Origin of the sequence: Stenotrophomonas sp. Nf1 (assembly GCF_003028475.1) — a bacterium.
Taxonomy (GTDB): domain Bacteria; phylum Pseudomonadota; class Gammaproteobacteria; order Xanthomonadales; family Xanthomonadaceae; genus Stenotrophomonas.
On the sequence record NZ_PYTV01000011.1, the window covers coordinates 1 to 14,717 of the forward strand.

The window sequence follows — 14,717 nt, forward strand, 5'->3', positions numbered from 1 at the left end:
AGTCGGCGAAGATCTGCTCGCAGATCGCGCGGGTGTCCACGTCCTGGAAGATCACCGCGTTGCGGCGCAGGCGCAGCAGCGCGGTCCAGGGTTCGAGGATCAGACGGTAGCGGGCCAGGCCGCCATCGCTGCCCAGCTGCGCCGCTTCGGTGCACAGCCCATGCCACTGCCGCAGCGCGCCATCGGCCTGGCGCAGCTGCAGGGTCAGCGGCTGTTCCAGCCACGGGTCCAGGTCCAGGAACGCATCGGTGGCCAGGCAGTCGATCTGCAGGCGGTTGTCGCCGCAGACCGCTTCGATGCCTTCAAAGCGTTCGACCACCCACGCCTCATGCAGTCCCTGCAGACGCAGCTGGCGTGGCTGCCGGGCGTCGAGCGTGATCGCCCGCATCAGTGCGACAACAGCGGCTTCCGTGCCCATGCAGAATCTCCCTCGGGTAGTGGGAGAACTGTTGGGCAGGGCGCCGCCGGTGACGACGTGTCAGAGCATTCCTGTGGAGTGGATCACGCTTGCCGACATCAGATCAGGCTATTCGCGACAAACTCCTAAGAATGGGGCAGTGCATTCACGACGCGGCAATCAACCGCGCTTCCCTGCAAACCGCGCTTCGATCTCTTCCAGCGACTTTCCCTTGGTTTCCGGCAGCCACAATGCGGCCACCAGGAAGAACACGAAGGTACACGCTGCCCAGAACACGAACATGCTGGCGTAGCCGTAGTGGCCCACCGTGGGCAGGAAGATCGCGGCGATGGTGGTGGACACGAACTGGTTGATCAGCAGCGCGATGCTCATGCCGTTGGAGCGGATGCGGTTGGGCATCAGCTCGGACAGCGCCAGCCACACGCACACGCCGGGCCCGACCGCGAAGAACGCGACGAACACCAGGATGCAGGCGGCCACCGCCCAGCCGTGTGCCGGCGGCGGCACCGGCCCGATGCGGGCCTGTTCGATGCGCAGCGGCGCCTGGGCGGCGCTGGCCGGGTCGGCGAACGGGTTGAGGTGCAGCGTGCGGAAGAACGCACCGATCACGCTGTCCGGCTGCACGGTGCCAGCGCGTTCGATGCGCAGCTCGCGGTCGGTGAGGTTGTCGCTGCGCAGGGCGCGCACATTGGTGAAGTCACCATAGGCGTACGACACGGTCAGCTGCATCGGCCGGCCTTCGCTGTCGATGCCGGCGCCCAGGCGCTGCCACTGTGCGTCATCCAGCACCAGCTGCAGGCCATCGTCACTGACGGCGGCCTGCAGGTGTGGCTGCACATCGGCGCGGCCACGCTCGGCCTGGAAGAACAGCGTGGCCGCGGCCAGCAGCGCCACGCAGATGCCGCCGCTGCCCAGCATCAGCAGGAACTTGCGGCCCTTGCGGTCGACCAGCAGCAGCGCGACCACGGTCATCACCGCATTGAGCAGCTTGATTGCCACGTCGGCGCTGTTGGCGACGGAGCCGGACAGCCCGGCCTGGTTGAGGATGTTCACCGCGTAGGCCAGCACCGAGTTGATGCCGGTGGCCTGGGTGCAGGCCAGCACCACGCAGGCCAGCAGGAACGGAACCACGTAGCGGCGGCTGAGCAGCGGGTCGCGCTTGCCGTCGCTGCTGCTCGATTCCGGCGCCTGGATCTGTGCCAGCGTGGTCTCCACCTGCGCCGCCGGCAACACGCGTTGCAGGCTGCGACGGGCATCGTCGACGCGGCCGCGACGCACCAGCCAGCGCGGCGATTCGGACAGCCAGAAGATGCCGGCGCAGAACAGCAGGCCCGGTGCCAGGCAGCTCCAGAAGATGGTGCGCCAGGCGTGGTCCTTCACCGTGAACAGCTCCTGCGCCTGCTGCGCGACCGGCAGCGAACGCACCGCTTCGGCGGCGGCGTCCACCGCATGCGCGTGGTACAGGCCGATCAACGCGGCCAGCACCAGGCCGATGGTCAGCAGCAGCTGGAACATCGCCGCGCCACGGCCGCGCCGCTCGGGGCTGAGTACCTCGGCCAGGTACAGCGGCACCACCACGCCGATCAGGCCGCCACTGACGCCCTGCAGCAGGCGGCCCAGCAGCAGTGGCGTGTAGCCGGAGGCCAGCGCCATGATCGGAATCGACGCGGTGAACAGCACGCCGGCCAGCAGCATCGCACCGCGCCGGCCGATCAGGTCGGCGACCATGCCGGCGAACAGCGAGGACAGCACGCTGCCCAGCAGCACCGCCGCAACGACGAAGCCGAGCTGCTGGCTGCTGAGCTGCCAAGCGTGGCTGGCGGTGGCTTCCAGGTAGGGCAGGGCGCCGGCGATGATGCCGATGTCGATGCCGTACAGCAGGCCACCGAGGCCGCCGATGAAGAGCAGGTAGCGTACGGGCCAGCGCGGGGCGGTGCTTGCAGTCATCAGCAGGTTCCCTGGGAACGTTTCAGTGCGGATTGCTTTCGTAGAGTCGAGCTTGCTCGACTGAGCGCGCATGGCGTGGCAGAGCAGTCGAGCAAGCTCGACTCTACGAACGGCGGTGCGTCAGGCGTTTTCGGTGTTGCGAAGAGCAGTACTTCAGGCGTGTACAGCGTTCAGATCAATCACATGCCCGCCCACCACCACCTGCTGCAGGCGCAGTTCGGCGTCCAGCACCACCAGATCGGCGCGGGCGTCGGGCGCGATGCGGCCGCGATCGCCCAGGCCCAGGTAATCGGCCGGGAAGGTGGAAACGCGCTGCGAGGCATCGGCCAGCTCCAGGCCGACGCGCACCAGGTTGCGCAGCGCCTGGTCCATGGTCAGCGCGCTGCCGGCCAGCGAGCCGGTGGCCAGGCGTACGCAGCCTCCACACTTGTGCACGCGCTGCTCGCCCAGCGCGTACTCGCCATCAGGCATGCCGGTGGCGGCGGTGGCGTCGGTCACCGCGTACAGGCGCGGGATCGCGCGCGCGGCCAGACGGATCACGCCGGGGTGGATGTGCTGCAGGTCGGGGATGATCTCGGCGTACTGCGCGTGCGCCAGCGCGGCCGCAGCGATGCCTGGGCGATAGTGATCAACGCCGGTCATTCCATTGAACAGATGGGTGAAACCTGCGGCACCGGCCTGCAGCGCGGCCACGCCTTCCTCGTAGGTACCGGCGCTGTGGCCGAGCTGCACGCGGATACCCATCGCGGAAAGCGCGGGTATCAACGCGGTGTGCTCGCCGATCTCCGGTGCCAGCGTCATCACCCGGATCGGCGCCAGCGCATGCAGCTGCTGGACCAGTGCCAGCGTCGCCTCGATCGTGCGGTTGGGCTGCGCGCCCAGCCGCTGCGGGCTGATGAAGGGGCCTTCCAGATGCACGCCGGCGATGCAGGCGGCTTCCGCGTCGGGTGCCGCCATGGTTGCAGCCACACCCTGCAGCGCGTGCTCGATCTCGTCCAGGCCGGCGGTCATGGTGGTCGCCAGCAGCGTGGTGGTGCCGAAGCGCAGGTGGGTGCGGGCGATGGTGCGCGCCACGTCGCCACCCTGCATCAGGTCCACACCCGCCGCGCCATGCACGTGCAGATCGATGAAGCCGGGCAGGATCACCGGCAGCTGCGGATCATCGCCGCCGCTGTGGTCATCCACCTGCAGCTGGCGCACCTGCGAATCGAAGTGAACCTGGCCACGTCGCCAGCCCAGCGGGGTGAGGATGCGGCCGTACAGGGAGCGGGTGTCGGTCATGCGGGTGGCTCGGCGATGATCACTTCAATGCCGAGACGCTGCAGACCCTCACGGGTCGCATCGTCGATGCCGGCGTCGGTGATGATGGTGTGGATCTGGTCCAGCCGGGCGATGCGGTGCAGGCTCACGCGGCCGAACTTGGAGGCATCGGTGAGCACCACGACGCGGCGCGCGCGCTCGACCATGCGATGGTTGAGGCGGGCTTCGGCCTCGTCGTGGGTGGTCAGGCCGAACTGCAGGTCCAGGCCGTCCACGCCCAGGAACAGGGTGTCGAAGCTGTACGAGTTGAGGCTGGCCTCGGCCTGGCTGCCCTGCAGCGACAGCGACTGCTGGCGCAGCAGACCGCCGGTCAGCAGTACGTTGATACCGGGTGCATTGGCCAGTTCCCAGGCGATGTTCAGCCCGTTGGTCATCACCGTCACATCGCGATGGGCGCGCAGGTGGCGGGCCAGCGTCATCGTGGTCGAGCCGGAATCGATGATGATGTTGTCGCCGGGCCGCACCAGGCGCGCGGCGCACGCACCGATCGATTCCTTCAGCGGCAGGTTCAGCGCGTCCTTCTCGTGGATGTCCTGTTCCTGCGGCGGCGTGCGCACCAGGGTGGCGCCGCCGTGGGTGCGGTTGGCCAGGCCCTGCGCTTCGAAGTGGGTCAGGTCGGCGCGGATGGTCACCGCCGACACGCCGAAGCGCTCGACCAGATCGGCCACCTGCACCGAGCCGTGCTCGATCAGCAGCTGCAGGATCTGTTGCCGGCGGGAGCGGGTGTTGCGCATGGCCATTCTCGGTTTCGCGGGGAAAGGTAGAGATTAGCCGTTCGCCGCAGCGGAGGCAGCCGAGCGTGCAGCCTGTGCGCGGGTTCCGGCCTGGTTGGCGCTGCACGCACGGGCGTACTCGCCCAGGCACAGGCCGATACGGTGCTGCACCAGCGCGGTGGGCGTATTGGCCAGGGTGCCCTCGCGCACGGCGCGGTACTGTTCCGGCAGGTACTGGCTGAGCAGCACCAGCGGCGGTACATGCTGTTCCAGGTTGGCGAACAGGGTCTGCACCGCCTGTACCAGTGCCGGCTCGCCCCAGTAGTAGCGGCAGCGGTCGCTGAAGGAATAGCTGCGCAGCAGGCGCAGTGCGGCCTCATCGCCCTGGTAGTAGGACTGCCAGTACTTCGGCTGCGCCACCATCACCTCGTCCAGCACCTGCGGCAGGCGCGAGCACTGCGCGGCCGGCAGCAGTTCGGCTTCGATCGCGGCCAGTGCGAACAGCGCTTCGCGATAGGCGAAGGTGGCGGCCGGGCCGACCTTGAGAATGGCGAAGTGATCGCGCACCAGCGCGTGCAGGCCACTCTCGCGCTGGTAGTCGGTGGAGTGCGCTTCGAACACGATGCGCGGCTGCTGCTCGAGGAAATCGGCCAGCGTGCTGGCGGCCGCGGCGTCGTACTCGTGCACGCTGCTGTGGTCGAAGTCCACGCCCGGCTGCACCACCATCGCGATCACGCGCTGCCAGGCATCGCGCAGCTGCGGCGTATCGAAGGCCTGCTGGTGGATGGCCAGGGTCTGCGTGGCGGCGGCCGGCGTGGTCACCTGCAGGCCTTCGGCCAGCGAGGCTTCGCCACCGGGAATCGGTACTTCGGTACCGATCACATAGACCGGCGGCGGCAGGCCGTGTTCGGTTGCGGTGCGCTCGGCAATCTCGGCCAGCTCGGCCGAACGCGCAGCGACGATGGCATCGGGCAACGGTACCGGGTCATCGGCGCAGGACATGCTGCAGTCCAGGTGGATCTTGTGGAAACCGGCGGCGACATAGGCTTCGATCAGCACGCGCGCATGGGTCATCGCTTCGGCGGCCGGGCGCTTCTGCCAGGCATTCGGGCCGAGGTGGTCACCGCCCAGGATCAACCGCTCGCGCGGGAAGCCTTCCTCATCAGCCAGTGCGCCCACGTAGTCGCGGTACTGCGGCGGGGTCATGCCGGTGTAGCCGCCGAACTGGTCGACCTGGTTGGAGGTGGCCTCGACCAGCAGCACGGTGCCGTGCGCCAGCGCCACGTGCATGGCCGCGCGCAGCACCTGCTCGTTGCTGCAGCAGACACTGTACAGGCCGACATTGGCACCGGCGCGGTGGGAGGCAAGCAGGGTCTGCAACGGGGACATGGTCAGGCTCCGGACATCAGGAAAACGAGGGTTGGCAGGCCAGCAGGGCGGCACCACGTGCGCCGCCGGCATCACCGAAGCGTGGCGGCACGATCGGCGGGACCTGCACGCCGTTGAACAGATGGGCCGAAATGGCCGCTGGCAGCTGCTGGTACAGCGGCACGTACTGCGACAGGCCGCCGCCCAGCACGATCACGTGCGGGTCCAGCGCCAGCACCAGTGCGGCCAGGCTGTGGCCGAGCAGGTCGCGGTGGATGTCCAGCGCCTGGCGTGCACGCGCATCACCGGCCTCGGCCAGGGCGATCACCGCGCTGGCGTCGGCGGCGTTGCCACCGAGGTGGCGTTCGATCATCGCCAGCCCGCTGCCGGACACATAGCGCTCCACGCAGCCCTGCAGGCCGCAGGCACAGTCGATCAGTGGCAGGCCATGACGCTGCAGCAGGTGGCCGGGCACGCTCCAGTGGCCCCATTCGCCGGCCAGCCCGTTGAAGCCGGACAGCAGGCGGCCCTGCAGGCAGAAGCCGCCACCGGCGCCGGTGCCGAGGATGGCGCCGAACATGCTGGGGTAACCGTCGGCAGCACCGCCGTGTGCCTCGGACAGGGCGAAGCACTGCAGGTCGTTGCCGAAGTGCAGCCGGCGATGCAGCCGCGCCTGCAGATCCGCCGCCACACTGTGCCCGGTCAGCGCCGGCACATTCGCGCTGAGCTGGCGGCCCGTGCGGCGGTCACGCACGCCCGGCAGTGCGATGCCGATGGCCGCGTCGCTGCGGCCCAGCGCGGTATCCGCCTCGGCCACCAGCCCCAGCATGGCCTGCAGGAAGCCGTCGTAGTCGCCCTGCGGTGTGCTGACCCGGCGGCGCCAGGTCACCTGCATCGCTGCATCGCACGCCACCAGTTCGATCTTGGTGCCGCCGATGTCGATGCCGTAGCAGGCGTGGGCGATCAGCTCAGCCATGATGGATGGTGACGCCCTTGACGACGCGGTTGACGGTGCCGTCCGGGAACGGGTTGTCCGGGGTCAGGCCCAGCGCGGTCGAGCGCTGCAATGCGAACAGCTGCGCAAAGCCCAACCACACCGGCGCCAGCCACGGATCGTCGAATGCGGTGTGAAGCGGCGGCACCACGAGGGTGTACTCGTCATCGGCACCGATATCCGAATGCGGGCCGATCGCCAGCACCTGGCCGGCCACGCCGTCGCGGCGCAGTTCTTCCAGCAGATCCTGTTCGTAGCGGCGTGCCAGCGGCTGCACACTGCGCAGCACCACCACCAGGGTGTTGCCGTCCAGCGTGGACTTCGGGCCGTGGCGGAAGCCGAGCGGGGTGTTGGCCAGCGCCAGCACGCGGCCGGCAGTCAGCTCCAGCACCTTGAGCGCGCACTCGCGTGCCAACGCTTCCAGCGGGCCGCTGCCGAGGTAGATCACGCGATTGAACGGGCGCTGCGCCAGCGTTGCCACCGGCGCGTCCCACTGCGCCAGGCCTTCGCGGGCCAGCGCGGCAATCTGCTTCAGGCGCGCCACCCGGGCGTCCCACGGCGAGCGGTCGAACACGGTCAGCGCGGCCAGCAGCATGCAGGTCAGGCTGCTGGTCATGGCGAAGGCGCGGTCGCAGCTGGCCGATGGCATCAGCAGGGTGCAGGTGTCGGCGCGGCCGGCACCGCGACGGGCCAGTTCGCCATCGGCGTTGCAGGTGATGTCGAGGAAGCGCGCGTCATCCACATCGCTGCGCATGCGCTCCACGGCCGCCACGCTTTCCGGGCTGGAACCGCTGCGGCCGAACGACACCAGCAGGGTCGGGCGGTCGCGCTGCAGGTACAGCGCCGGATGGGTCAGCAGGCTGGTGGTGTGCACCACGCGCACGTCGGCGGCCCACTGTGCGTTGATCGCATCGGCCACCATCTCGGCGATGAAGCCGGAACTGCCGGCGCCGGTGAACAGCACGCGCTGGTTGGGATCGTTGAGGCTGTCGCCAAGGAAGGCCTGCAGGCGGTCGCGGGCACGCGACAGGTCCTGGGCGAGGGCTTCCCACAGCGCAGGCTGCTGGGCGATTTCGGTAGCGGTATCGGCTCCGCCCAGGCGCTGCCAGGCGGACACATCGGAAAGCAGGGTGACGTCCATTCGGAGGTTCCAGTTGGGCCAGCGCACCATCTGCGTTTTCTTTCGAAATGTCAAATAGCGAAAGCAAAAAGAAAGAAAATCTGGCGTCGGCTTCGTCCTGTGTCGCCCCTGCAGGAAAACGCAAGAAACGGGCGCATGCCGTATCGCACAATGCTTAACAGGCGCTTGCAAGCGCTTACACAAAGTATTGCGACGCAACAACTTTCGTTTCAAAGGAATATATCTTCCTTTTTCCTTTCAATTTGTTGACATCTTTCGAATCGCTGCCCTAGAGTCGGCCCAATCGCTTTCGAAACGCCCGGTGAACGGGTTGGGAGTCCGCGTGGAAAACTGCGTTCGTCGCTCGCCGCTGCTGCTGGCCCTGTTGCCGGCGTTGATGCTGGCGTCCACGTCGGCCCATGCCGAGCCGGTCGGCAACCTGCGTTCGGTCAGCGCCAGCGACAGCCGGGACGGCGTACGCGGCTGGGACCTGCAGACCGACAGCGGCGCGCGCATCCGCATCGAACTGCCGGCTGCCGACATCATTCGCGTGCAGGCCGGCCGCAACGGCAAACTGACCGGCGCCGGCGACAAGGCCGCGCCGATCGTGCTGCCGCAGCCCAAGGCGAACGTGCAGGCGCAGCTGGAAGAAGATGCGCAGGAAATCCGCGTGCGTACCGATGCGCTGGTGCTGCATGTGCAGCGGCAGCCGCTGCGCCTGCGCCTGGAACGCCTGGACAACGGCCAGCCGACCGCCCTGTGGCAGGAACTGCAGCCGCTGGACCTGGATGCTGCGCAGAGCGTGCAGGTGCTGTCCTCGCAGGCCGATGAAGGCTATTACGGTGGCGGCCAGCAGAACGGCCGCTACCAGTTCAAGGGCCGCGAGCTGGACGTGTCCTATTCCGGTGGCTGGGAAGAGGGCGACCGCCCGAGCCCGGCGCCGATGCTGCTGAGCAGCCGTGGCTGGGGCATGCTGCGCAATACCTGGAGTGATGGCAGCTACGATCTGCGCGAGGCCGACCAGGCCACGCTGCTGCATCGCGAAGACCGTTTCGATGCCTACTACTTCGTCGGCGCGGACCTGCCGAAACTGATCGAGCGCTACACCCAGCTGACCGGCCGCCCGAACATGGTGGCGCGCTGGGCGCTGTCCTACGGCGATGCCGATTGCTACAACGACGGTGACAACAGCAAGAAGCCCGGCACCGTGCCCGAAGGCTGGAGCGACGGCCCGACCGGCACCACGCCGGATGTGATCGACAGCGTGGCCAAGCAGTACCGCGCCCACGACATGCCCGGCGGCTGGATCCTGCCCAACGATGGCTACGGCTGTGGTTACAAGAAGCTGCCGGAAACCGTGCAGGGCCTGGCCAAGTACGGCTTCCGCACCGGCCTGTGGACCGAGAACGGCGTGGACAAGATCGCCTGGGAAGTGGGCAAGGCCGGCAGCCGCGTGCAGAAGCTGGACGTGGCCTGGACCGGCAAGGGCTACCAGTTCGCGATGGATGCCAACCGCCAGGCGTTCAACGGCATCCTCGACAATTCCGATTCGCGCCCGTTCCTGTGGACGGTGATGGGCTGGGCCGGCATCCAGCGCTATGCGGTGGCCTGGACCGGCGACCAGAGCAGCAGCTGGGACTACATCCGCTGGCACGTACCGACCCTGGTCGGCTCCGGCCTGTCCGGCATGGCCTATGCCAGCGGCGATGTGGATGCGATCTTCGGCGGCAGCGCCGAGACCTTCACCCGCGACCTGCAGTGGAAAGCATTCACCCCGGTACTGATGGGCATGAGCGGTTGGTCGTCGAACGCTCGCAAGCATCCGTGGTGGTACGACGAACCCTACCGCAGCATCAACCGCGATTACCTGAAGTTGAAGATGCGCCTGACCCCGTACATGTACGGTCTGGTGCACGACGCTGCGCAGACCGGCGCGCCGCCGGTGCGTGGCCTGATGTGGGACAACCCGCGTGACCCGCACGCGCAGGATGAAACCTACAAGTACCAGTTCCTGCTCGGCCGCGACCTGCTGGTGGCGCCGGTGTACCGCAGCCAGGCCGCCAGCCGTGGCTGGCGCCGTGACATCCACCTGCCGGCCGGCGGTTGGATCGACTACTGGGATGGCCGCCGCGTGCAGGCCGGCGCCGACGGCCGCCAGCTCGACCGCCAGGTGGACCTGGCCACGCTGCCGGTATTCGTGCGCGCCGGTGCGATCCTGCCGATGTACCCGTCGATGCTGTTCGACGGCGAAAAACCACTCGATGAAGTGACCTTCGACCTGTACCCGCAGGGCGATTCGCAGTACACGCTGTACGAAGACGATGGCAACACCCGCCGCTACCAGCAGGGCGAGTCGAGCACGCAGCGGATCCGCGTGCAGGCGCCGGCGCAGGGCAGCGGCCCGGTGCAGGTGCAGATCGATGCCGTGCAGGGCCAGTACAACGGCCAGCTGGCGCAGCGTCGCTATGGCCTGCGCGTGCTCAGCCGGCAGGCGCCGCGTGCGGTGCAGGCCGCTGGCCGCGCATTGCCGGCGCTGGCCGATGCCGCCGCGTTCAACAGCGCAGCTGAGGGCTGGTACTTCGATGCCAGCGAACGCCGTGGCACCCTGCACGTGCGCACCGCCGCCCAGGACATCCGCCAGCCGCTGCAGCTGCAGCTGGACTTCGCGGTGGCCGCCGCCGCTGCCGACGATGCCTATCCGGCCGCGCCGGTGCTGGGCCGCGAACTACCGGCCGACAGCCTGCTGGTGGTCAATCGCCCGGCCGAAGAACCCGACCATGCGCTGGAAAATGCCTTCGATGATGATCCGGGCACCTGGTTCCGCAGTGTGCGCAACCAGGCCGTGCGCACCGGTGCGCATGAGTGGGTGATCGGCTTCGGCGAGCGGAAAATGATCGATGGCATCGACATCGCACCGCGCAACGACAAGAACTGGAAGCATGGCCAGGTACGCGATTACGAGGTGTACCTGGGTGACAGCAACGGCGAGTGGGGCGAACCGATCGCACGTGGCCGCCTGCAGCTGAAGGAGGGCGTGCAGCGCATCGACTTCCCGGCCCACGCCGGTCGCCTGCTGCGCTTCCGCGTGCTGAGCGTGCAGAACCCCGAGGGCGATGGCGCCAGCAGCACCGACCCGATGGTCACCGCGGCACAGGGCAGCGCCCGTGCCTTCGATGCGCTGCAACCGCGCGACGTCGGCCCGATCGCGCTGTCCACCTTCCACATCCTCGAACACCAGGAACCGGAGCGACCGGCCCGGCAGCGCTATCTCTCCGAGCTGCCGGTGCCGGCCGCGCTGGCCAGCCAGGTGCGCGCCGACCAGGCCTTCCGTGGCGATGCCGGCATGCGCATGAACGGCCTGCAGTTCCGCCGTGGGCTGGGCGTAGGTGCCAACAGCCGCATCGACCTGCGCCTGCAGGGCGGCTGGCACCTGCTGCGTGCCGACCTCGGCATCGACGACGCCTGCCGCAACGCCGGTGGCTTGCAGTTCCAGGTCTGGGGTGACAACCGCCTGCTGTACGACAGTGGCCTGGTGAAGGCGCCCGGCGTGGTCAAGCCGGAGCTGGACATCCGTGGCATTTCCCGCCTGAGCCTGCGCACGCTGGGTGCGCAGGGCAGCCAACCCGCCCAGGTCTGTGCCAACTGGGCCAACGCCGTGCTGATCGGCCAGGAGGGCGACTCCGCCAGCATCGTCGCCCCATGACCCCCACGTAACACCGCTCCTCCCCCCGCCCATTCCGACTGCGGCCCTCATGGCCGCGGCCCGGGAGCGTTTTGCCCGCCGAACGCCTACGCGCTCACTTTTTGCGCTGCACCCCTGCCAGGAGAGAACCCCGATGTTGCCCGCACGCCACCACCGCCCCCCCTGTCGTTCGATCGCTCCGCTGTCGCTGGCCATCGCCGGCGTGCTGCTGTCGGTCGCCGTTCCCGCCTTCGCCCAGGACAGCAAGGACAAGGCCACCGACCTGGCCCGCATCGAGGTCACCGGTTCCAACATCCGCCGCACCGACGTTGAAACTGCCTCGCCGGTGCAGGTGATCAGCAAGCAGGACATCCAGAACATGGGCGCGCGCACGCTGCTGCAGGTGCTCGACAACCTGCCGGCAGCACGCCCGGCGCAGCAGGATGCGCGTTCGCTGTTCACTGGTTCCGACGGTGCCTCGCAGGCCAACCTGCGTGGCCTGGGCGCGCAGGGCACGCTGGTGCTGCTGAACGGCCGTCGCCTGTCGTACTATGGCGCGCCGGCCGGCTTCCAGACCCAGTTCGTCAACATCGATGCGATCCCGGCCGCCGCCATCGAGCGCATGGAAGTGCTGACCGACGGCGCCTCGGCGGTGTACGGCACCGACGCGGTGGCTGGCGTGATCAACGTGATCACCAAGCGCAACTTCCAGGGCGCCGAGATCAACTTCACCAACGACACCTCTTCGCGCATCGACTCCTACGGCGAGCGCCAGGCCAGCATCACCGCAGGTTTCGGCGACCTGACCGAGAACCGCTTCAACATCTACGGCGCGGTGAACATGTACCGCCGCGACGCGATCCCGCTGAGCGATTTCTACGACAAGCGCCCCGACCAGTACTACGTCAACAACCCGAACTATCTCAACAACCTGCGCCTGGGCGTGGGCAGCAAGCCGGGCGAGTTCAACCCCGGTAGCTACTTCGCCTTCGATCCGGTCACCGGCCGCCGCGTGCAGGAAGCCGCGCCGGGCTGCAAGAACGTGCTGACCAGTGAAGCGGCCGGTCCGCGTTGCGTCTGGGAAACCTGGATGAACAACGAGATCGATGCCGGCGCCAAGTCCGAGCGCAACACCGCCTACCTCAACGGCACCTTCCTGGTCGGTGACAGCACCGAGATCTTCGCAGAGGCGACCTACACCGACATCGACCTGCGCGCCAACGGCGGCACCCCGCGCACCTACGGCACCACCACCGGCAACCCGACCAGCTGGTTCTCGCGCAACACCGGCAACAACGTCAACCAGTTCCTGTACCCGTTCCTGGGCCCGAACAACGAGTACAACCACGCCAGCCCGCAGATGAAGGCGATGATGGGCGGCGTGGTTGGCCTGAACTACCTGCTGCAGGACGCCGGCCCGAGCTACTTCGGCCAGCGCAACACCGACAAGAGCTACCGCGTGCTGGCCGGTGCGCGTGGCAGCCGCGGTGACTGGAACTGGGAGACCGCGTTCGCCAGCGCCGGTACCCACTCCACCACCTACCAGACGATCAACGTCAACACCAAGGGCTTCGAGAAGGCCTTCGGTCCGTACACGATCGATCCGGGCACCGGCCGGGTGATCATCTCCGACCATCCGGCGTACAAGTTCGGCGAGATCAGTGAAGCCAACGCCGCGCTGATCCGCGAAGCGTTCCCGACTTTCGACATCCAGTCGTGGACCCGCCTGCACACCCTGGACGGCAAGATCGAAGGCCCGCTGTTCCAGCTGCCGGCCGGTGAGATGCGCGCGGCCTTCGGCTTCAACGCCAGCCGCGAAACCTTCTACACCCCGGGCAATGCCGATGCGGCCAACGGCCTGATCACCCAGCAGGGTGGTTCGTGGTTCGACGGCAAGCGCAACACCTACGCGCTGTTTGCCGAGACCGTGGCGCCGATCACCGACAAGCTGGAACTGGATGCGGCGGTGCGCGTGGACAAGTACCCGAACTTCAGCGCCAACGTGGCACCGAAGATCGGCTTCAAGTACCAGGCCTTCGACCAGCTGATGCTGCGCGGTACCTATTCCACCGGCTTCCGTGCACCCAGCCTGGCCGAGTCCGGCAATGGTGGCGTGTTCGCGCAGCTGGGTGGCTTCCGCGACGAGCTGCGCTGCAACGAGACCAACGCCATCGCCAACCTCCTGCTGCGCTCGCAGCGCCCGGGTGACGTCGACCTGGGCAAGAACCTGCTGAACGTGGACTGCAGCCGCACCGTGGCGCGCATGACCCAGCCGAACAAGGACCTGAAGCCGGAGAAGGCCAAGATCGCCACCCTCGGCTTCGTCTACGAGCCGGCCACCTGGCTGTCGGTGTCGGCCGACTACTGGTTCATCTACCGCGACAATGAAATCGTCGCGCCGGACTACCGCCGCATGGAAGACATCATCTCGATGTCGCGCTCGCCGATCACCGACAGCGATCGCGCCAACCTGGCACAGCTGGCCTCGATGTGCTCGGACCCGGCCAGCGGCGTGAGCTGCCCGTCGGTGCTGCCGGGCTACTCGGCCGGCAACGTGGCCAGTGTGGTGGGCCAGTACAAGAACCGCGGCAAGACCCTGATCGACGGCTTCGACATCGATGCGCGCAGCCGCTTCTCGCTGGGTGACTGGGGCAACCTGAACCTCGGTCTGGCCACCACCATCGCCAACCGCAACCGCTTCTACATGGATGAAGCCAGCGGCTGGTACTACGGCGATGTGGTGGGCTATTACAACAACCCGCGCCTGCGTGCCACGCTCAACGCCGACTGGACCTACAAGCAGGTCACCACCAGCATGTTCGTCAACTATGTGGGTGGCACCAAGTGGGCCACCGACCAGATCGACGAAGAGAGCAACAACAAGGAAACCTGCACCGGCGGCTACCTGGCCCTGCAGAAGAGCAAGTGCGACGGCGCACCGTCGTGGTGGACCGCCAACATGAGCGTCACCTGGCGCCCGGATGATGCCTGGAACCTGAGCTTCACCGTCAAGAACCTGTTCAATCGCCTGCCGTTCTACGATCCGAACAGCTTCCTGGGTGACTCCAGTGACTACGCAACCATCTTCGGCCGTGGTTACAGTGTGACCGTCGGCTACCGTTTCAAGTAATTCCGTTTGCGTGACCTGGCGTGCC

General features: G+C 67.6%; 9 protein-coding genes. 2 read left to right on the forward strand and 7 right to left on the reverse strand.

All coding sequences use genetic code 11. The features are described from left to right. The 7 genes from C9412_RS17710 to C9412_RS17740 form a co-directional block, all read right to left on the reverse strand. Positions 1-418 (reverse strand): contractile injection system protein, VgrG/Pvc8 family (locus tag C9412_RS17710; protein ID WP_258190344.1); only part of this gene is annotated, 418 nt, incomplete at its 3' end. A 159-nt stretch (positions 419-577) separates the two neighbouring features. After that, positions 578-2,365 (reverse strand): MFS transporter, encoded by a 1,788-nt coding sequence (locus C9412_RS17715; protein WP_107232825.1) that lies wholly within the window; start codon positions 2,363-2,365, stop codon positions 578-580. Between the two features lie 153 nt (positions 2,366-2,518). Further along, on the reverse strand, positions 2,519-3,646 hold the full coding sequence (locus C9412_RS17720; RefSeq protein WP_107232826.1) for an amidohydrolase family protein: 1,128 nt from the start codon (positions 3,644-3,646) through the stop codon (positions 2,519-2,521). Then, complete coding sequence (locus C9412_RS17725; RefSeq protein ID WP_107232922.1) at positions 3,643-4,419, reverse strand: DeoR family transcriptional regulator; 777 nt, start codon at positions 4,417-4,419, stop codon at positions 3,643-3,645. Before C9412_RS17725 ends, C9412_RS17720 begins: the two co-directional genes overlap by 4 nt. A 33-nt stretch (positions 4,420-4,452) precedes the next feature. Continuing rightward, positions 4,453-5,787, reverse strand: coding sequence for a D-tagatose-bisphosphate aldolase, class II, non-catalytic subunit (locus tag C9412_RS17730; RefSeq protein WP_107232827.1), 1,335 nt, complete (start codon positions 5,785-5,787; stop codon positions 4,453-4,455). Positions 5,788-5,803: 16 nt separating this feature from the next. After that, entirely contained in the window at positions 5,804-6,742 is a 939-nt protein-coding gene (locus tag C9412_RS17735) for an ROK family protein (protein WP_107232828.1), read from the reverse strand. Then, the gene (locus C9412_RS17740) at positions 6,735-7,901 is read right to left on the reverse strand and encodes an SIS domain-containing protein (protein WP_107232829.1); all 1,167 of its coding nucleotides are present in this window, start codon (positions 7,899-7,901) and stop codon (positions 6,735-6,737) included. Before C9412_RS17740 ends, C9412_RS17735 begins: the two co-directional genes overlap by 8 nt. A gap of 322 nt (positions 7,902-8,223) precedes the next feature. Here C9412_RS17740 and C9412_RS17745 point away from each other — a divergent pair, with 322 nt between their 5' ends. After that, positions 8,224-11,583 carry a TIM-barrel domain-containing protein gene (locus C9412_RS17745; protein ID WP_107232830.1) on the forward strand — a complete coding sequence of 1,120 codons (3,360 nt, stop codon included), beginning with the start codon at positions 8,224-8,226 and terminating at the stop codon, positions 11,581-11,583. Between the two features lie 133 nt (positions 11,584-11,716). Further along, positions 11,717-14,692 (forward strand): TonB-dependent receptor, encoded by a 2,976-nt coding sequence (locus tag C9412_RS17750; protein ID WP_107232831.1) that lies wholly within the window; start codon positions 11,717-11,719, stop codon positions 14,690-14,692. The last annotated feature ends 25 nt before the right edge of the window (positions 14,693-14,717 follow it).

Excerpts from the sequence above, each read along its gene's own strand:
- C9412_RS17730 (WP_107232827.1), bottom strand. The coding sequence starts at position 5,787 with ATGTCCCCGTTGCAGACCCTGCTTGCCTCCCACCGCGCCGGTGCCAAT.
- C9412_RS17715 (WP_107232825.1), bottom strand. The coding sequence starts at position 2,365 with ATGACTGCAAGCACCGCCCCGCGCTGGCCCGTACGCTACCTGCTCTTC.
- C9412_RS17720 (WP_107232826.1), bottom strand. The coding sequence starts at position 3,646 with ATGACCGACACCCGCTCCCTGTACGGCCGCATCCTCACCCCGCTGGGC.
- C9412_RS17740 (WP_107232829.1), bottom strand. The coding sequence starts at position 7,901 with ATGGACGTCACCCTGCTTTCCGATGTGTCCGCCTGGCAGCGCCTGGGC.
- C9412_RS17725 (WP_107232922.1), bottom strand. The coding sequence starts at position 4,419 with ATGCGCAACACCCGCTCCCGCCGGCAACAGATCCTGCAGCTGCTGATC.
- C9412_RS17750 (WP_107232831.1), top strand. The coding sequence starts at position 11,717 with ATGTTGCCCGCACGCCACCACCGCCCCCCCTGTCGTTCGATCGCTCCG.
- C9412_RS17735 (WP_107232828.1), bottom strand. The coding sequence starts at position 6,742 with ATGGCTGAGCTGATCGCCCACGCCTGCTACGGCATCGACATCGGCGGC.